Raw genomic sequence first — 19,698 nt, forward strand, 5'->3', positions numbered from 1 at the left:
ACCAAACCTAAATAGAACAGAAGCGAACCTCCCCTTCGAAAGGTAATTAGAGATGAAGAAGTTCCTCGTCGTCGGTTGCGGTGGCTCCGGCGCCAAGACACTGGCGTTCATGATGGACCAGCTCAAGGCCGAGCTGCGAAGCATCGACCCGGACTTAACCGAACTGCCCAAGGCTTGGCAGTTCGTCAACATCGACGTGCCGCTCGAAGAGGAAGCCGGCCCACAAAAGCTGCCGAACGTTACGCAGAACGGTGGCCACTACGTTGGCATTGGTTCGCGCCAGAACTACAACACCTTCGATGAAGGCGTATCCAGCATCCTGGGCCGCTCCGGCAAGCTCGGGGAAATCGCAACGTGGGCCACTCGCAACCCCGCCACCAATGACGTGAAGCTGGCTGACGGTGCCGGCCAGTACCGTGCGATCGGTCGCATGCTGACCCTCCCGCACCTGAAGGAGATTCGCCAGGCCCTCAAGGATGCGGTGGATGAGATGTTCACGCAGGAGGCGATCCAGGAGCTCAACCGCCTCAATTACAAGCAGACCAAGCTGGACTCCGATACCGGCGATTCCCAGCCGGTTGTCCTCGTGGTCTCCTCCATGGCGGGCGGTGCAGGTGCTTCGATGTTCCTCGACGTGTGCCGCGTGCTCACCACCATTCCGAACGTGAACCCGCAGGGCACGCTCGTCTTCATGTACACCCCGGAGATCTTCTCCGATAACAAGGCGGATGACATGGCCGGCGCGTGGCCGAACTCGCTCGCCATGTTCGGTGAAGTCGTCGCCGCACAAATGGGCAACTCCAGTGACCACGACCGCGCTGTGTTTGAGGCCTTCGACATGGGTACCCCGCCGGAGGGCCAGATTTTCAGCCGCATCTTCCCGATCGGCTCCAAGATGGGTACCACCAGCGCCCGCTTCGGTGACGGCTCCGCCATGTCCATCTATCGTGGCCTGGGACGAGCCTTGGCAGGACTGATGGCCTCCACCAAGGCCAGCGATAACTTAGTGTCCTATGCAATGACTAACACTCCGGCCGGTGACGGCGGCCGCCGCTTCTTCGGCTGGGATAGCCCGACGGGTGGAACCCCGTGGGGCCGCCTGCCCTGGGGTTCGCTCGGCTATGCCCAGGTGTCGATGGGCCGCGATCGCTTCGCCGAATATTCCTCCCAGCGCCTTGCGCGTAGCGCCTTCGAGCGCCTCTTCAACGGGCACCTCGACCCGCAAAACCCCGAGGCCGGCGAGATGCAGATTGCCAAGAAGCTGGAGGAGCGCCTGCCCAATGCCTTCGGCTCCATCACGCTCGATCCTTCTTGGGCGCAGGGCGGGCAGATCGACAGCGGCAGCGTGTGGAACTGGCTCAACAGCGTGTTTGGCGGTCAAGCCCAGCAGGCTGCAGACAGCGCCACGAAATACCTGCAGAGCTTCATCCCCGTAGGCCAGGGCCGCAACGTTAACGAATGGCGTGAAGAGTTCGAGGGCAACATGGCGGATCCGCGCAACGAGCAGGCCATCGCATCTGTTCTTAACAATGCCGCCTATGACATCGTCTACCGCTACGCCAACTTCTTCAGCGATAGCGTCCTCGCCGCCGTGGAGGCGGAGCTGGCCGCGGTGGGCGTTCCTTATGTGCGCGAGATGCTCTCCAAGATCACGGATGTTCTCACCAACTCCGACCGCCTCCTGCCGTGCCTGGCAGAGTACTCCGGCTACTACCAAAACACCCGCGTGCTGACGAAGCCGGAAGGCGCGGATCCCATCCTCAGCCCATTGACCGGTAAGGGCCAGATGACGGATCCGACCCCCACCGTCAATGCGCTCATGGGCCTGTACTTCAACCAGTTCTACAGCTACGCCCTCATGGCGATTGCGCACCTGCTCAAGGACGTCCTTCAGGATTACGCCGATGAGAACCTCTTCCACCTCAAGCGCGAGCTGGGGGATGCCCACGCGGTGTTGGAGAAGGCCGTGTCGAAGCGCCCGGAAACCAACAAGCTGGCTGATGTCCGCACCGATGAGGTCAACTCGTGGCCGACGGAGTTCGATGAGGTCGTGGAATCCCGCTTCAAGGGCGCGGAGAACGAAATCATGCTGACTGACGTTAACTCCTTCATCTCGGACTATCGGGACCAGATGCTGCGCACCATCCAGGGCCAACAGTCCACCGCGGATGTCACCAACTACGAGCAGGCCTATCCCTTTGCCGTGCGTGCCGTCATCCGCGGCGAATGGGAATCGCTCGATGCGGCCCAGGCGCCGAATGACACGTTGGCGCCGCAGAAGCGCACCAACGATGCCTACTCCAACCGGGCCGGCTGGGTATCCAAGTACCTCTCGCGCCATCCGCAAAATGGCGAAACCCGCGAATCACAGCGCGCGCACTACCGGGCGAAGATTCGCCCGACTGACCTGCTGGAGCGCTCGCGTCAGTGGATTAACCGCCGTGACTACGAGTTCCAGAAGTTCAACTCTGTGGACCTGCGCCGCTACCTCACGCTCACCCCAGACATCAACGAGGTTGAGCACGCGGAGCGTCAGCGTCGCTTCGTCGAGGCTTTCCAACTGGCCCTGAGCTATGCCCGCCCATTGGCTGCCGTCAACGATGAGATGGTGCAGCGCATCCACGGCAAGTCGGTGCAGTACACCTACTCTTTCTCCGATATCCCGTTTGCGGAGCTGGGCTCTGCGGAGACCGGCATTGCCGCTCAGCTGGAGTCAGTGCTGAGCCGCCCTGAGATTGATGGTCCTTCTTCCGTGGCTTTGCGCAATTCGCTCAACATGTCGGACCACGTCCAGCACATTGAGATCTTCGGGTCCTACCCGAACTACTCGCCGATCGTCTTCTCCTCCATGTTCAACTACATTGCCAAGGACATTGAGAAGCAGGACAATTTCGACGGCTCCTGGTGGTCTGAGCGCCGCACCCGCCCGTTGCCGGCAGCACTGCCTTTGACGAACACAGAACGCCAGGCCATGGTGGCCGGCTGGATCATCGGGCGTATCACCGGCCGCGTCTACATTTCGAACCCGGATGCTGCCAACGCCGCGGCCCACATTTTCGATGACACAGATGGCGGCGTCAACGATTGGGTGGACTTCCCGAACCCGCTGCTCATCTCACCACGCCGCATGATCAAGAAGTCGGACTGGATGTCCTCGGTGCTGGAATCCATCTTCATCGCCTACGCCAAGGTTCAGGAAACCGGGCGTTATGGTTTCGCCTCCTCGCTGTACCCGTACCAACTGTTGCGTGGGCTTTTCGACGACGGCCTCGACTTCGCCCACTCTGGCGCCTCGACGCACCCAGTGGTGCATCGCCTGGCACAGTTCCTGGCTAACGGTGACGTCCCGAACCGCGGAGTTGTAGGCACTTCTATTCAGGATCGCTACGAAACTTTCGTCAACGAGCTGGACAAGTTTGCTCGCGGCGCAGACCACTTCGTGCCGGGGCACTCCAATGCTCTGCCGGGCCAGGGCCGGAAAGAAAAGCCTTTCGCTGAGATCCGTTCCCGCGAAGTTGCCTCGATAACGCCGTACTACCGTGACTTGGCGTTGGACGTCATCGCGATGGTTCCGGTCATCCGCAACTACCTGGATCAGGCTAAGACGGTGGCGGAGAATCCCGTGGCCCAGCCGGAGCCGCAGGTGCGTAGCTCCGAGTCAGGCTTCGCCCAGCCCACCGCGCCGGAATTCAACCTCAACGACCTGGATGACACCTTCTAATGACGAACGTAATTATCTTTGGACACGGCGCCACCGCGGATGACATCCGCTCTCGCCTGAGCGATCTGCGTGCGGTTGGTCTCCTGCAGAACTTCCTCTGGATCGACTATGCCCACCCCACTAGTGGGGCCGTCGTGCGCTCCTTTACGGAAGAGGGAACGGCGCGCTTGTCGACGCTCGACGAGGCCCTCCGCAGCTTCAGCGGGGACGTCCTCCTCGCCACCATTGACCCGATGGACGCGGAACAACCGCAGGACGTCGACGAGCTCACGGAGTGGGTCAGCGCCGTCGATCAGCGGCTCATCCAGGCCTCCAATCTGCGCGTGCGCCTGCTGCTCTCCGCCCTCCCGCGCGAAAGCGTGGACATCGCCCCGTTGCAGGGCTGGAGCAACCTCGTGCTCTCTCCGGAGGAGGGCGGAACCCCGGCGTCGTCGCGCATCCGTCCCATCAAGCGCACCGCGGACGGCTTCGAGTTGGCACAGTTCGCAGCCCCGGCCGTGGCCAGCATTTTCGGTCTGTGGCGCGGCATGCCGGAACCGGCCGTGTTGGATCCGGAGACGCACCGCGTCATCGAAACCGGTGACCGGCAACGTTTCCGTCTCGTACGCGCTTTCCACCGCACCATCGATGCCAATGACATCGAGGACAAGGTAAAAAAGGCTGTCTTCGATCCCGCCCAGCGCCTGCCGCAGCCGCAGGTCAGCAACATTTCGCGCGCCGTGCATTATGCCAACCCGGAGCAGCTCACGGAGCAGTGCGCACAGATGTTCATCAACCAGGAGATTGCTCCGTTGGTGAGCACCCCGACCGCCTATGAGGAGCTGCAGTCCCACAAGGTCAGCGGCTGGGCAGCACTGAAGGATAATCTGCGTTTGTACTGGTCCACTGTGGTGGGCAAGCCCCAGGATTGGGTTGAGGGCCAGCGCGGTGCGATGAACAAGAACGCGGCTACCTTCTTGCAGAAGATGCTCTACGGCGAGGACTCCAGCGTGGAGGTCGTCTTGGCGGGGCACTCCGGCAAGGGCAGCGGCGCGACGAGCGTCGAAGAGTTGCGCCAAGCCAGCGAGCACACCATGCGGGTCGCCCGGGAGCAGCACTTTTCCCTGGGACAGGAACCGCAGTTGTCGCGCACGTGGGAGGCATACCACGACTATGCACTCGGCTTGGTCGATGGCTCGTGGCGCGAGAGCATCGACACCAAGGGGCTGCGCAATAACCAGGGCAACATGTACATCGTGCAATACGGTGGCCAGTCTGTGCAGGATGTCAGCGCTTCCTTCCAAGGCTTCCACCCGCTGATGACCAGCACGCTGGGCTACACACACGAGTCCCAAGCAACCGTCGCGCCTTTCGATCCGGTAGGTGCCGAGCGTTTTGCCGCTGACATCGAGTACACCAGCCAGCAAACCCGCAACGAGGCGGTGAGCCGCAAGAAGCACGAGTTTGCGTCGTGGCGAGCAAAGAACAGCACCACCTTCGCCTGGAAGGTGGGCCAGGGCCTATGGGAGAAGCTGGGGCATGCCCAGCAGAAGTACCGCGACGCGCACGCCAAAGCACGCGAGCTGCAAGAGCTGGCCAATAACTTCCAGGCGCGTGATTTCAACGCGGAAAACAAAGCACTGACCCGGAAGCTGCGTACGATGTGGATCGTGCTCTTCGTGGCGCTTGCCCTCATGACCTACATGGTGGCCGGGCGCTACAACCCAGACTTGCCGCTGGGTGAGTACCTACAGTGGTTCGACTGGCCGTGGTACGTCGTGGGCATCATCCTGGCGGTCGTGCTTTTCCTCGTCTGCTCCTGGGCGGTCTTTACTAAGGCGCAGCGTGAAATCTTTGACTACGTGCAGAGACGAAAGCTGCTCAACCGCAATCAGGAAATTGCCGCCCAGAATCTGGCAACCTCCTCCGCGGAGATCTCGCGCATCTCTAATGCCTATAACCAGTTCCTGAGCTGGTCGGCGCTGCTGGGCCGTGCGATCTACGCACCTTTCGGCCGCAAGGAGACGTCGAGCGATCGGTTGCGGACACCGCAGTCGGGTCTTCCGGAGAACGCTCGTATTGCCCAGGCCGTGCTCAACCGCGACGATGCTGTGCGCATGACGGATGAAATCCGCTCTTACATCTTCCAGACGGAATGGGCGCACCGTTCGCTTAAGTCGCTGCTCGACGACATGAATAACACCTTCGAGCGCAACCGCACTGGCCACTCGGCCGTGGCGCTCAATGAGATGTGGGGCATGGCTGGACTGGGGTCCAGCACTGCCTTGGATAACCTGTCGCGCAACCTCGATCACGCGTACATGCAGGACCGTGACCTGAAGCAACAGGAATGGCAGAAGGTCATCACGGACCCGCGGATGACCCGCAGCCTGCAGCGCTACCTAAGCCGCGTGACCTTCCGCGAGGAGGGCGGCAGCCGCGTGCAGAGCACCTCCGAGTTCCTCGCCGGAATGAACCAGGAAAAGGGAGCCCTCCAGGCCTTTAGCCCCAACGCACTCACCAGCGCTGGCGGCGCTGAAGGTTATACCGAAATTGATGGCTCCCGCACGCGCATCGTGGAGGTCGACAGCCAGACCGCGCTGACCAGCCAGCTTTCACGCTCTGTGACCGTGGTGCAGTACGGAAAGATTACGGATTTCAAGTACTTGATTCCGGATGCGTCGTCCAGCGCACAGTCCTTTGCTCAGCCCTCGGATCTGTCCTTGGATGAGCTGGATGACACGAATCACATGGACTTTAAGTCGCCGGTGCAGGAGAACAACGAGGGCTCAGCCGCGCGGCCATTCTTTGGTCAGCCGGCAGCCCCGGACCTCTCAGACCTCGACGAAACCTTCTGACGGAACCTCTTTAAGGAACGTTGATGACACACAACCCGAAACCTTCGATTGCGGACGTGCCGCTGAGTGAGCTGAGGACGCTGCACGAGCTCAAGCGCGTGAGCGCCGATGATGTGCGCGACGCCGTATCAGCACCGTTTAGGCAGTTCGCTGAGCAGATCGCCGCCACGTTCAACGGCGAAGAGGTAACGCATCCGGAGCTGAGCGCGGAGGCGCGCAACGCTGCGGTGACGCAGGAAGAACGTGCCGCGCGTGAACGTGCCGCGCGCGAGCGCGCGGCACAAGAAGAGGCCGCCGCCCAAGAGCGCGCGGCGCGAGAAGAAGCGGCACGAGTGGAGGCAGCCCCGGCATTCCCCCAGCCACAGCAGACACAGAAGGCACAGTCTGTGTCGGCAGGTCCTCGCGACTTCTTCGCTGAGTGGGAAGCACTGCAGGCTGAGGAGGAGCAAAAGACTCAGGTCAACGAAGAGGACTACATCACTATCCCGGGCTTCGGTATCCGGGCGGAGTATCAGTACCGCCAAGAACCAGACTGGGTTCCACCGGGCATCAACTTCGAGGTTGAGGTACCGCTTGAGGCACAGCCGGAACAGGATTCTCAAGAAGAGCCTGGTTATGGCGTGGAACCAGAACCGGTTCCAGAGGACACCGACCAGCGCCATCCGGTGCGCTTGTGGTGGCCCGAGCTGAAGCACACGCCGGATGAGGTGGTCTTCTACCGAGTGGTAGCCGATGATTCTGAGATGGTTGCCTCACCCGACGCGGGCGACACCCTCGTCTACACCAAGGGGACCGCCTACCGTGACCACACCCCGGGCGAGGCAGGTCTGCGCCACTACGCGGTGTGGGCCTACAAGGGCCGGGACCTTCGTGAACTCATCAACAGCCAGCCGGTCTTTATGGGAGACACCGGCGTGGTCTTCCCGCCAGTCAACGTCCAGGTTTCCACTATCAAGGGTGCTATCCAAGTGTCCTGGGACCTGCTGCCGGGGCACTCGAGCGCCATGGTTTATGCGTGCCGGGATAGTGAGAAGGAAAAGCTGTCACCGCGCTTCGAACAAGACGTGGACAGCAGCGGGCGCAAGGCCACCATTCCGGTGCAGGAAGCCGGGCAGACCGTGGTCATTTCCCTGCTGGGCCAAGCGGAGTTCCACGGCGCTACCGAGCAGAGCCAGGACGAGGTTGCCGTTCAGCGTTCGGTGAAGCTGGCTAGCGAGCTTGAAAAACTGGAGCTTTCACGCTGCGAGCGGCGCAGTGACTATGGCCAAGATTCCATTGAGGTGGACTGGTATTCGCCCAAGACCGGTGAGGTAAAGATCTATCTCACGCCGACCGCCCCGCAGGCAGATCTGCGTACGTCGGCGGTGCCGAAGACGTACGTCGAAAGTGCGCTGTCGAGTGCTATCAGCGAGACCCGCGGTGTGTCTGAGCCGGGCTCCTTCCAAACCACGACGGTGCCGTGGCCGCCGGATTGGTACGAGGTCTATATCACCCCAGTGAACTTCAACGACGCTGATGCCTGGGTCGGTGAATCCAAGGTGTTGCAGCGCGTGCAGTCCATCGAGGATGACCAGTTCCGGCTGATTGAGCGCGTGGATAGCCAGCTCGTCACTTTCGACTGGCCGAAGGGCGCGACCGCCGTGGAGTACTCCACCAACCGCGAGCACGATCAGATTCGTGAGGAAGACTACGACCTCCAGGGAGGCATCCGCCTGCACCTGGATCAGCACGGCGATACCGTGCGGCTGCGGCCCTATGCGGTCTTCGCCGGTAAGCGCACCGAGGGAAAAGAACGTGTGATTCAGTACGAGGGTCTGCGCCCGGTGACGTATGACTTCGAGGTCGATTACTCCCAAGGCCAGGTCCGGGTGTTCCTCTGGAGCTTGGGCAACGGTGATAAGCGCCAGTTCTCCTGCCAGGTGGTCTACCGTGCTGACCGTCTGCCGCTTTTCCCCGAAGACGGCGAGGCGCTTGGCATCGTGGAAACCAACCTGCAGAGCACCACGCACGTTGCTCATGGTTTAGGTCCGATGCGTGGGCAGCATCCGGATTTCACGGTGTCAATTGGTGAGCACGTCCAGCGCGGGGGTTTTATCCGCCTCTTTGCGGTTGAGGGCTTTGACAGCCACGTTGATAGTTCTTTCGATAGCTTCGGCGGGCAGGATGCCTTCAGCAGTTTCTCCGAAAGCTACAGCGACCCCGCCCCCACGCTGAGCGCACTGGATAAAGCCGTGGTGGTGGAAGGCGATGTGTCCTACAGGCTGGTGCTGTACCCACCAATGCAGAATCAGACTCCCCACTATGACCAGAACTACGGTCAGCAACAGTATGAACAGCAGAGCTATGACCAGCAGAATTACGGTCTAGATTACAGCCAGGACCAGTACTACCAAGGGGGCCAGTAGGTATGGGCGGCGCATTTAGCTATGCATCATTCTCCCGCGCCAACGGCCGCGCCGGCGGCTGGGGAGTAGGGCAGAAAACCGGCGATATCACCCAGGAGGAGTTGGCCGAGCTGGTGTCCTTCGTACCGACATCACTCAACAACGGCACGACGATCCCGGATTTTCCCTCCGCCCAGCAGCGCGCGGAGCTGGTCCGCCGTACCGCGGTTTTCGCGTTGACTCCTGAGGCAGAAAAGTGGGTCACCATGGTGTCTGTCCCTGCCGGGCTGGATGCGACCGGCCGCGGCGGCAACGTCTTCACCTACACGTCGATTTCGCGCACAGGAACCCCGCCGGCACCGGCGACGGTCCTGTTTTCTCCTGACGTTCCAGCGCCCTTTTCCATCTATGAGGTGGATAAGGTGCAGATACCGGAGGAGATCTCGGCGCGCGGCCCGCTGCACTCGGATGTGCTGCTGGAGGAATTCCTAGATGGGGAGTTCCGCCACCCAGACAAGCTTCCCGCGCCGTTCAAAGCGGTGAGCCCGAACCCGAACCCAACCTTCAACCGCGCAATGGTATCTGCCATGGCGACGGTGTTGAACTCCCGCAATGGCTTAGTCGTCCTTGTCGCGCCCGACAACCAAGCTGCGTTGTGGATTGCTGCCACCGCCCGCGAGGTGGGAGAGGACGGTTTCGGGTTCTCCACGTTTGAGAAGGCAGCTGCCATCAACGAGTTCCCGCTGAGCACATCCACCATGCTAGTGGTACCGCCCAGCGAGAAGCAGCGTCTAGCGGAGACAGCGATCCCCGGCAATCCAGTCGTGTTTGCGCTTGATGAAGCCCTGCCAGACGTCAGCGCTTATGAAGCACGTGCTGCGGAAGAAGCTGAGGCTGTGGCCCCGGAGCCACAGGAGGAGCAGGCTGAGCTGGGTGCTGCGGCCAGCAGCACACCCGAGCAGGCCACCACACCGAGCTTTGATGATTCCTGGGGCAAGGATCCAGCGGACTTTGGGGCACCACTGACGGAGTCGTCGCCTTTTGCGGCGTCGGCCGAATCCCCGGCAGGCTTTCCGCCGAATCCGCTTGATAACCCCGCGCCGAACACACCGCAGGAGAACCCCTTCGCCACTACACCGGAGGCCGCACCAGAACCCGGGGGAGAAGCATCCGCCGGCCAGGCGCAGCCACAAGTAGCTACCGGCGGCAATGCCAACGTTCCTGGGCTCAGCGCCGAGGAGTGGCACAAGCTGCGGGAATTCGATCCGCGCTGGTGGATCGAGCACCTTGATGTCAACCGCGGACGCTCAATCCAGTTGGCCTACCTTGATAAATCTTCGTTGGGAGAGGGGCTGGACAAGGTGTTGATGTCCGCGATAGTGGCCTCCTGGGTGTTCTACTTCCCGCGGGACTTCAACCTCTTGGCAGAGGACGCACTGCAGCCTTGGGAGAACCGCGAACTCGAGCACATTGGGTACCTCACCGCTACGCATTTTGCGGGAGTCATCGCGCTGGAGCATTGCGAGCGCTACGCCACGGGGCGCGTCGCCATGTTGCTGGATGGTACGACACAGTTGCTGGCGGAGCGCTCAGCTCCCCTGCAGCAACGACCGGGGCCAGCGCAGTTTGCACAGCACACAGCGTGGCAGCACCGAGGCGCAGCTCCCAATGAGCACGGGCGAAACACGGGATTCCACGGAAGGTAAGAGAAGGAAAGAAGCGTCATGGCTAAATACACACTGCGGGACGGCGAGTCCCGCCGCATCGGCTCAGACGGCATCCTGCGCGTCGAAGCCTTCGAGATGGGAACCGGCGGCGCCTCGATGGAGCTAGCGATCCTCGGTGAAGGCGTTGACGCCGTGCGCGTCCACGATCTCTCCCTCATGGTGCACTCCCTTCCCGAGCGCGCCACCATCGTTGTGCGCCCGAAGGGGAATGGGACCTTTGGCCTGCGCAGCGAGGTCCGCCTGACGGTGAGCAACGCGGGCGACTCGGTGACGTTCCCGCGCGTGCTTATCGACGCCGCCGAGGACTCCGCCGAGCGCCTCGCCGAGGTCACCCCGGAATCCGGCAGCTATCGTCTGGAAGCATTCGGCACCACTGAGGGCGCCGGAATTACCGACTCCGCCCGCGAGGTGCGCTCCAAGATGCGCCGCGCGGAGCTGGACGTCGCTGGCCTCGATGCCGTTACCGTGGTCGTCGATGGTTCCGCCTCCATGCAGGTCAACGTCACCCCAAAGATCGTTGAGGCGGCCGCCAAATACATCGATGCGCTCTCCGATGCCTTCCGGCACTTCCGCGCCACCGACGGCCAGGACAGCATCGAGACCCACAAGGTAGACGAGCTCACGCGCTTCATCGCGGGCGTTATCGATAACGGAGCGGAGCGTGTCGGCCAGCGCCCGTGGCGTGGGCCGACGGTGGCTTCCACAGCCTCTCTTGCTATCTACGTCACCGATTCGCCCGTGGCCTCAATGCTGGAGACTCAAGTTCCCACCGTCGTGCTCATCACGAGCGCCATCGGGCGCCAGGAGCTGGAGCTCGCGCACATCAACGGAACCCCAGCTCATGTGGCGTACGCGGTGATCGACGGGGACGTCGTCAAGCAGCTCGATACCGGCGCCAACACGGAGCTTTCGGAACTGACCGATCGCGTCACCGCCATGCTGAAAGAGAGGAACTAATGAGCCAGGCACGTTGCCCGTGGACCTTTAAACCGCTCGAGGATGGTGTGACGGTGAGCCCGTACACCAACCGCGAGCTGCCGCAGGGATGGACCGACGCCGTGACGCATTGCGTGGCCATGGCCGGTGCGCGTAACTCCGGTAAGTCGCTCTACACCGCAGTGATGATCAAGCAGCTCAAGCAGCTGGCGCACAAGCACAATCGCTCCGTCCAAGCGGCGGATGAATCCACGCGCGAGCGTTACGCGGAGGTTTATGAGCGGCCGCTCTTTGAGGAGATGCGTGCCATGGACCCCACACCAAGTGCGGTGGCTACCGACGCCTACCAGCGCGATCCGCTGATTTTTGAACTCGGCAAGTGGCCTGATGAGCAGGGGCGCGAGCGCATGAATTACCTGGTCTTCCGCGACGTGGCGGGCGAGGACTTGGAGAACCCGCCGGAGAACGAAGCGGACCGGGAGAACCTGGCGTTCTTCTCGCACGCGGATTTGGTGATTTTCCTTTTCGATCCGCTCCGCGTGCAGCAGATTCAGGATTTTATCCACGGCCTGATTCCCAACATTGGTGAGCTGGGCGCGGACTCTTTGCGGGTCCTGGATAACCTGCTGGATTTGCTCGATACGGATACCCCGCCGCCGCTCGCGGTGACCATCTCGAAGTTTGACACGGTGCAGAAGCTGGAACAGGTGGATGACGTGCGGTGGAAGAAGCTCATGGCCAACCGCGGTGCTGCCTTCCGCCGCGACACCGGGTGGAATTTCCGCGATTCGGACCGTTGGATGGTTCACCTCGAAGCGGAATCGCTCTTGCGCTTCTTGGGTGCTAATGACCTGATCAACAAGCTCTATTCAGCCGCGCCGCGCGATGGCAGCTTCTTCGTGGTCTCCGCCTTGGGGGAGGCCCCGACGGGCCGCCAGCTGGCGCGCAGCGGCATTGCGCCCTATCGCGTGCTGGATCCCATCCGTTGGCTGCTCAGCCGCCGCGGCGTTTTTGTGCAGGACGTGTCATGACTTTCGGCAGCCCGCAGTCCCCAGGAGCACCGCAGCCGGGCTCGCCTGCCGGGACCGCGCCGGACTATCGCTTTGGACAGGTCAGCGACTCTGTCCGCTACACCCGCCGCGCCGCCGATATGAAGGCGCAGTGGGCACCGTGGCCGCTGAAGGTCGCAGCGGTGCTGGAGGTCTTCATCGCCAGCTACGCCGTCTACAACATCTGCCGGCTCGTGGCCTTTGAAAACAGCTCGGCGGCGGTAAGCCGCATGGATCAGCTCTCCACGGAGTTGGGCGTGTTGCTCGGCGCACTGGTCCTTCTCGTGTGTGTCATCACGACCTACGTGCTGCACGCCCAGCAGTCGGCGCGGATTGCCTTGACCGCTATCAGCGCCGTCGTAGTGTTGCTCATTCCGCTGAGTTCGGTGATGCCCGCGTCGATCGCCTCCGCGGCAGTCATCGTTCTGCTGTGGTTGCCGGCGAACCGGCAGTGGTTCGGTGGGCAAGCGCCACAAACCTAGGCCTTCTTGCGTAGCTCCTCGAGCGCGCGGGAATTGCCCGCTGCGGCAAACAGATTAAACGCAAAGTGATACATGTTGCGCGCGCGGTCTGCCGCGTTGGCGGAGGTGTAGCGATCCCCAAGAAGCTCGGCTACCTCTGCCATGGCGTTTTGCTCCGACGGCGTCGTGGCCTGGGAAGCGGGGTGCTTCTCCAAGAAGTCGAGCAACACCTGGGTGGATTTAAACATGTCCTGAGCCTGCGTGCGCAGGCTCTCGGAATACAGAACGGTCCACTTGGCGGCTACGGGGAGGCTCTTGAGCTTCGTGGAGTCCACATAGCGTGAGGCCAGGATGTCGTAGGCCTCCTCCGGATCGCGGTGGCGAACATCGAGGGCCACGGTCTTGAGGAGGGCGTGCAGCTCACCGTCGAGGTCGCCGCAACGTTGGTACTCGCGGGCAGCGGCGGCAAAGCAGGCCACGCGCTGCTCTACATCGTCAGGGGAGTGTTGTGCGGCATCGCTGTAGAAGCGGGCCAGCATGGGCGCTGGGAGCTGCTGGTAATCCTCGTCGCTGCGTGCGTTGGAGAGGATGGTGAAGGACTGCGCAGCCACGCGTTCACAGTCGGCGGCAGAGTTGGATGCCCAGAGTGCGCCCACGGCCGATTCGAGGATGGCTTGAAGGATTGCGGCCATCGTGGCACCCGCTCCGTCGAATTTGCCTCCGGTCACAGCGTCGTTGACAGCCACGAAGTCGGCCGCATGCGCCTTTGCATCGCCGTTCTTTGCGAAATCCAGAAGCTCCTGCAGATCTGAGAGCGACGTCGTGCTGTCGGGGCTGATTGATGCATTTTCGCTAGCGGGGGCGGACTCGGAGAAATCCTTGTGGCTGGCCGCGGTGCGGGCTGCGGCGATCTCGCCCAGCGCGGTGTCGTCACCAGCCGCTGCTGCCTTGGCCGCAAATTTCTCTGCTTCTTCGGTGTTGTCGTTGTCCAACCATGCGCGGGCCACACGCGTATAGCCAGTAGCTACGAGAGATGGCTGCCCGGTCAGCGCGCCAATCGAGGCAATGGTGAGGGAATCGTCGATGTTCTCGATGGTGCCAGCAGCCACGCGAAGTGTCTCCCGCGCCTCCAGGTAGTGGGCGGCAGGGACGGCATCCTCCGCACAGCCTTGGAACGTGTCGTTGGACAGCACGCGGTCGATCTGCTTGTCAATGTGGGCGGACTCAACGGTGGGAAGAGAAAGCCCCGGCGCCTGGGCACGCGCATAGGCGAGCATGCGCTCGGCGTCGGCAGAATCAAGCAGGGGATACGTCGCGTCAGAAGCCATGGGGGAGATTCTAGTAGAGGACTCCGACGCGCGCGGGCCTCCTCGTAGACTGGTGGGCATGGATTCTCTCAGCCCCGCCGGGCGCTATGCCCCGAGCCCGTCCGGCGATCTGCATCTGGGTAACCTCCGCACGGCGTTGCTGGCCTGGCTCTACGCCAGGAGTAGCGGGCGCCGCTTTCTTATGCGCGTGGAAGACATTGACACGCAGCGCTCCTCGCGGGAGTCGGCGCAGCGCCAGCTGGAGGACCTCGCCGCGCTCGGCTTGGACTGGGACGGGGAAGTTATCTACCAACAGGATCGCTACGCGGCTTATGAGGAGGCCTTGGCGCAGCTTCCTACCTATGAGTGCTATTGCTCGCGCAAGGACATCCAGGAAGCCTCCCGTGCCCCACACGCCATCCCAGGACAGTACCCGGGCACCTGCCGCGCGCTTAGCGACGATGAGCGGGCCGCCAAGCGTGCCGAACTCGCCGCCCAAAACCGCGTGCCAGCCATACGCCTGCGTGCCGACGCCTCCTCCTTCACCATCCACGATGCCCTCGCCGGCGAGTACACCGGGGAGGTGGATGATTTCATCCTGCGTCGTGGCGGGCAGCCCCCGGCCGACCCGAAGCAGGGCATGGACTGGGCCTATAACCTGGCGGTTGTTGTCGACGATGCCTTCCAAGGCGTCGATCAGGTCGTGCGCGGTGATGATCTCCTGTCTTCGGCCCCGCGCCAGGCCTACCTGGCGCACAAGCTGGGCTATCCGGAGCCGGAGTTCGTCCACGTGCCGCTCGTGCTCAACGCTGAGGGTGTGCGTTTGTCCAAGCGCGATGGGGCGGTGACCCTGCGTCAGCTGATTGAGGGGCACGGTAGGGATGCGGGGGACGTCGTCAAGCTCTTGGCCCAATCCTTGGGATATGAGGCTTCCTCAGTAGAGGAACTGCGCCATCAGTTTCAGCCGGAGAAGCTGCCGCGAGAGGCCTTCGTTTGGGATGGTGCTGTGTAGCTCCTCACCCTCGCCGGCTGTACAGCGGTAGTCTGAGAACAAAAAATTTAACGGAGAGAGAAGCTCAGCATGGAAGTTTTGTTTGTCCTTATTGGCCTGATGCTGTTGACCGTCATCGTGAAGGCGGTAGGGGACAAAATAGGACTTCCCTGGCCGGCGCTTTTGACTATCCTTACGGCGGTGGCGGTTTCGGTGTACGCCACTTTCTCGAATGGCACATTTGAATTCTCCGTGCCCGCTGACCTCATTCTTCCCATCTTCTTGCCGCCATTGCTGTGGGCGCTGGCAAGGAGAACATCGTGGGGCGTCATTCGTGAACAGTGGATGACCATCCTGGCGCTGTCCGTGCTGCTCGTGGTGGCTACGACCCTGGCGGTGGGATTCACCGCCCGTGCGTTCATGCCGGGCTTGGGGCTCGCTGCCGCCATCCTTATCGGCGCCGCGATTGCCCCGCCAGATCCGGTGGCCGTCGAGGCCGTGGCAGAACCGGCCGGTATCCCGCGGCGCATCATTTCCGTGCTGCAGATCGAGGGCCTGTTCAATGATGCCGCGTCTATTGTGGCCTTCCACCTCGCCCTGGAAGCCGTGACGAGCTCGGGGGAGATGCATGCCGGGGAAGCGGTGACGAGTTTCCTCTACTCCGCGGCGGTGGCCACCATTCTCGGGCTCGTCGTGGGGCGCGTGTCTTCGTGGTTCGTCGGCGCGGTTCACGAGGTTATCGCTCGCAACGCGTTGACGTGGGTGATTCCTTTTGCCGTGTATATCGCCGCGGAGGAGCTCGGTGCCTCCGGTGTCATCGCTGTGGTGATTGCTGCGGTGGAACTGCACTCCCGCGCGCCGATTCAAGCCGAGGACCGACTCTCCGGTCAGTCATTCTGGGAGACCGTCGAGCTGCTTTTCACGGGTGTGGCTTTCGGCCTCATTGGCTTGACCGTGTTCAGCGCCATCGACGCCGCGGGTGCGGACCTCTGGCATGCGGTCATCATCGGCGTCATCCTGTCCGTTGTTGCCTTCCTCGTGCGCTTGGTGTGGATGTACGCCTTCTATCTCATTAATAGGCGCCGTGGGAAGCCACGCCTGGCGCCGCTGCGCCTGCAAGAAGTGCTGCTTATGACGTGGTCCGGCATGCGCGGTTTGGTGACTCTTGCGCTGGTTCTGTCTGTTCCAAGTGGTTTGAGCTTCTACAACGAGTTGACCGTTATCGCCCTCGTGGTGCTGCTCATGACCATGGTGATTCCCGGTCTGCTGCTGCCGTGGCTTATGCGTCAGCTCGACCTCACCACGTATTTGCAGGCAGCCACGGATAAAATGCGCGCGACCATTACCTCCCGCGCGCGTAAAGCCGGTATCGCTGCGATGCGCGCGAAGTATGAGGAACTGGACCCCGACATTGCGGCGAATATCGCCCGATGGTTTGAGGATCGCCTCGGTGAGGATGAGGATGGCGAGGACGCTACGACTCGTCTGCGTATGGCCATCGAGGCCCGTGAGGTGGCCCTCGCGGCGCGGCGAACAGCTCTTGCCGGTGCCCAACAGGAATTGCTGCGCCTGCGCCGCGATAGGGAATTCAACCCCATGATTGTGGACGAAGTGCTTGCCGACGTCGACCGGATGTCCCTCGGCGCAAAGAAACACAGTTGAGGGGAGTGCTGATCCGTGACTAAGAATGGTGGCGAGAGGAGCGAATCAATGGACGCCTATGAGTACGCCCAGCTGGAAGACGGCCTGGATTACCTCTACGACTTCTTCGACGCTGACTTGGAGGAGCGCGTGCGCGCCGGGCGTGAGCTGCTGCCAGCGGGCATGGAGGACATCCTGGGTGATAGCACGCTCGATGACTACGTGTGGCTGTGGATCAAAGATCCTGGCCCCAACGGTTTCCGCCAGTACCTGTGCGATGGCGGCTATGACGAGGCCGAGGTGGACGAGGCCTTCTTGCTTGCCCGCACCGAGTGGGGCATGAACACCCCGCCGCACGTGGAGTGGCTCAAGGAAGACGGTTTCGCGGCCCCCGAGTTCGATTAGGGGTGTGCAGCTGTGGTCGCTCGGTGGGGTGCCCAGTTCGAGTGCCCAGCCGCAAAGGAACCAAAGTACTGACACCTTATGCGAAACTCCGCATGCAATCACCTGGGGTTTTCCATCCTGGGCCCCGCAGATGGTGCCTTTGCTTTGGTTCCTTTGCTTGAAGGCTCCACGTCACCGCATGAAGAATCCAATAGCCTCGATTTCTAATACCGCACACGGGCAAAGGGCATTTGGAATAATCGCGACTAATCTTTGGCCCAGCGAGAAAGGTTATGCCAATCATGCGATTCGATCATTTGACCATCTTGACCCGCAATATCGAAGCCTCATGGGAGTTCTACCATCAACTTCCAAACTCCGAAGTAAAGCCATTGTCTGCTGAAGAAGGATATTTTGAAGTGTCGTTTGATGGCAGCGTAATTGGTGTATTCGATTCTTCAGTTTTTGCTTCAGCCACTAACACTAGTCCGGCAACCCCCGGCGGAGCAGTAATCCAATTTTCTGTTGAGGACGTCGACGAGTACTGGAGTCAACTCCCAGATTCCTATCGCGAGGCCTCTGCCTCACCCAAGAAAATGCCATGGGGTTCTTATTCCGCCTACATTTCGGATCCAGACGGAAACATTCTGGAGTTCTATACGTGGTGAAATCAGTTTGCTGCTTCGCAGAAATCGGCTTCTGAGAATTAACGGCTTAAGGGACTTTTCGTGTGGATAAACCGATACGGATTCCCAAGGCAGCCTGGGATAATACGGTGATCTTGATTTTGAATCGGTTCCAACAGCCTGATCGGTGAAATCGACATCGGATAGCCATAGACCTGTGGTGGGAGGACTGCTGCTGGTGCGGTAATGCCAATTCATATGGCTAATAGGAATCGGCTGTCGTGCGATATGTGCGGCCACTTTCTGGTTAAGAACAACAAAACTGCGGCAGGACCCCAAGGCCGGCTATGCCCTCAGTGCAACGTTTTCATCGATTAACACCCGCGCACACCAGTGAGATTCGGCATTTTAAAATCTTTATTGACTGGGTCCTTTCTGGGGAATCCGCAGACCACTTGGCCAAACGCCTTGGGATAACAAGGCGGACTTTGCCCCGGTGGTTTAAGCTGCTGTGGTTTATCATCGTGCCAACAGCAGCAGATCCCTATCGTGTCTATGACCAGGTCTTTATCGACGGCACCTACTTTCACAAGAAATGCCTGCTGGTAGCCTGCACCGAAACGCACGTCATCGCCCGACATTGGTGCTTGCGTGAAAGCTCAAACGAGTACCTGAAACTGCTCGACAAAATCGCGGAATCGTACATCGTTACCACCGACGGGTCGGGGGAGTGAACCTTTGCTGATTGGTGGTTGAGTTCCACAGTGCCGACTAATGGCATACACCTATTTTCCCTTTCATGCACTCTTCAAGCCATAGAACCCGAGAAGAGTATACGAAAGTTCCAAATTTAGGTGGGAAGGATCAATTGTGAGTAAAGAATTGTTATTCTCATGGGGATTCCTGCCTTCGGGCGATGACGGAAGTTGTAAGGAAGATGCGGAAATGAAACTATTTACAGTCTTTACCCTTGTCATTCTCGTTGCAGGCGCTTTGTTGTGTATAGCGGGCTTATTTTGGGAAACTCGGCTTACTAATCTTGGGCTTCCTATGGCCCTTCTAGGAATAGCTCTTTCAGTTGCTGCATCAGCTAAAAGGAGAAGTAAAGAGTAATAGGGATATGCTCAGTCTAGGTTTTGTCATATAGAAAGACGCCGACTCATTGAAGACTGAGGTAGCGCCTTGCCGGTTGTTGTCTGTCAGCTCAAGCAAGTAGAAGCCCCTAGCGGCAAGGCGTAGGCGATTTCGGAAGAGATACCATGCGACAGCACGGTCGACATGATCACAAATGTTCCACCCATTCCTGGCTACCTCTTAGCCAAACAGCTCATGGGATATCTCGCTGTCCGCAGTCGTATCGACAATAGTCGCCTACGACTGCGGGAAACTCGGCCTACGTGGTTAAGAAGAAGACCTCGAGTTCGTTGCCATGCCTCAACAACAGACCACGCGCAACCCTAGGATTTGCAATACCAGCCGAAGAAATGGCCGAACTCCAAGGCTATGCTGTTCAGAAGACTGAAATGGTAGCGGTGTGGTGAGTATCTGGTAGCGCCTGAGTGAGTATCCGGTAGCGGTGTCTTACTCAGGCGTTGTTGGTGGTTATGTGTTGGTGGTGAGGCGCATGTTTGGTC

At 60.7% G+C, this 19,698-nt stretch carries 13 protein-coding genes and 1 pseudogene; 13 read left to right on the forward strand and 1 reads right to left on the reverse strand.

Annotated features, from left to right (window positions below):
• Positions 1–52: 52 nt before the first annotated feature.
• From FME68_RS09150 to FME68_RS09180, 7 genes are read left to right on the forward strand one after another with little or no spacing between them, the layout of a single operon-like run.
• Positions 53–3,721, forward strand: coding sequence for a tubulin-like doman-containing protein (locus tag FME68_RS09150; protein WP_158397359.1), 3,669 nt, complete (start codon positions 53–55; stop codon positions 3,719–3,721).
• A complete protein-coding gene (locus tag FME68_RS09155; RefSeq protein ID WP_158397361.1) occupies positions 3,721–6,558 on the forward strand; it encodes a hypothetical protein in 2,838 nt (945 codons plus the stop codon). Before FME68_RS09150 ends, FME68_RS09155 begins: the two co-directional genes overlap by 1 nt.
• A gap of 23 nt (positions 6,559–6,581) precedes the next feature.
• Positions 6,582–8,963 (forward strand): SaeA-related protein, encoded by a 2,382-nt coding sequence (locus FME68_RS09160; protein ID WP_158397363.1) that lies wholly within the window; start codon positions 6,582–6,584, stop codon positions 8,961–8,963.
• A gap of 2 nt (positions 8,964–8,965) precedes the next feature.
• Positions 8,966–10,648 carry a GAP1-N2 domain-containing protein gene (locus FME68_RS09165; RefSeq protein ID WP_158397365.1) on the forward strand — a complete coding sequence of 561 codons (1,683 nt, stop codon included), beginning with the start codon at positions 8,966–8,968 and terminating at the stop codon, positions 10,646–10,648.
• 18 nt (positions 10,649–10,666) lie between these two features.
• Positions 10,667–11,626, forward strand: a complete 960-nt coding sequence (locus tag FME68_RS09170) for a hypothetical protein (protein WP_070509676.1) — start codon at positions 10,667–10,669, stop codon at positions 11,624–11,626.
• Entirely contained in the window at positions 11,626–12,636 is a 1,011-nt protein-coding gene (locus FME68_RS09175; protein ID WP_046648844.1) for a TRAFAC clade GTPase domain-containing protein, read from the forward strand. Before FME68_RS09170 ends, FME68_RS09175 begins: the two co-directional genes overlap by 1 nt.
• Positions 12,633–13,136: a hypothetical protein gene (locus FME68_RS09180; protein WP_158397367.1), complete on the forward strand. Its 504-nt coding sequence runs from the start codon at positions 12,633–12,635 to the stop codon at positions 13,134–13,136. Before FME68_RS09175 ends, FME68_RS09180 begins: the two co-directional genes overlap by 4 nt.
• Here the strand turns inward: FME68_RS09180 and FME68_RS09185 are convergent.
• A complete protein-coding gene (locus FME68_RS09185; protein ID WP_158397369.1) occupies positions 13,133–14,443 on the reverse strand; it encodes a hypothetical protein in 1,311 nt (436 codons plus the stop codon). The genes FME68_RS09180 and FME68_RS09185 overlap by 4 nt on opposite strands.
• A 58-nt stretch (positions 14,444–14,501) precedes the next feature.
• On the opposite strand from FME68_RS09185, the gene gluQRS reads away from it, so the two are divergent.
• From gluQRS to FME68_RS09215, 6 genes and pseudogenes are all read left to right on the forward strand, one after another.
• A complete protein-coding gene (gene gluQRS, locus FME68_RS09190; RefSeq protein ID WP_158397371.1) occupies positions 14,502–15,434 on the forward strand; it encodes a tRNA glutamyl-Q(34) synthetase GluQRS in 933 nt (310 codons plus the stop codon).
• Positions 15,435–15,503: 69 nt separating this feature from the next.
• On the forward strand, positions 15,504–17,075 hold the full coding sequence (locus tag FME68_RS09195; RefSeq protein ID WP_158397373.1) for a cation:proton antiporter: 1,572 nt from the start codon (positions 15,504–15,506) through the stop codon (positions 17,073–17,075).
• 48 nt (positions 17,076–17,123) lie between these two features.
• Positions 17,124–17,459, forward strand: coding sequence for a hypothetical protein (locus FME68_RS09200; protein ID WP_158397386.1), 336 nt, complete (start codon positions 17,124–17,126; stop codon positions 17,457–17,459).
• Between the two features lie 281 nt (positions 17,460–17,740).
• Positions 17,741–18,106 (forward strand): VOC family protein, encoded by a 366-nt coding sequence (locus FME68_RS09205; protein WP_195914100.1) that lies wholly within the window; start codon positions 17,741–17,743, stop codon positions 18,104–18,106.
• Between the two features lie 216 nt (positions 18,107–18,322).
• Positions 18,323–18,792: pseudogene (locus FME68_RS09210) on the forward strand (transposase family protein); the annotation flags it as partial.
• A gap of 142 nt (positions 18,793–18,934) precedes the next feature.
• Positions 18,935–19,177: a hypothetical protein gene (locus tag FME68_RS09215; RefSeq protein WP_158397377.1), complete on the forward strand. Its 243-nt coding sequence runs from the start codon at positions 18,935–18,937 to the stop codon at positions 19,175–19,177.
• Positions 19,178–19,698 lie beyond the last annotated feature (521 nt).

Origin of the sequence: Corynebacterium hiratae (assembly GCF_009708045.1) — a bacterium.
GTDB classification, from domain to species: Bacteria; Actinomycetota; Actinomycetes; order Mycobacteriales; family Mycobacteriaceae; genus Corynebacterium; species Corynebacterium hiratae.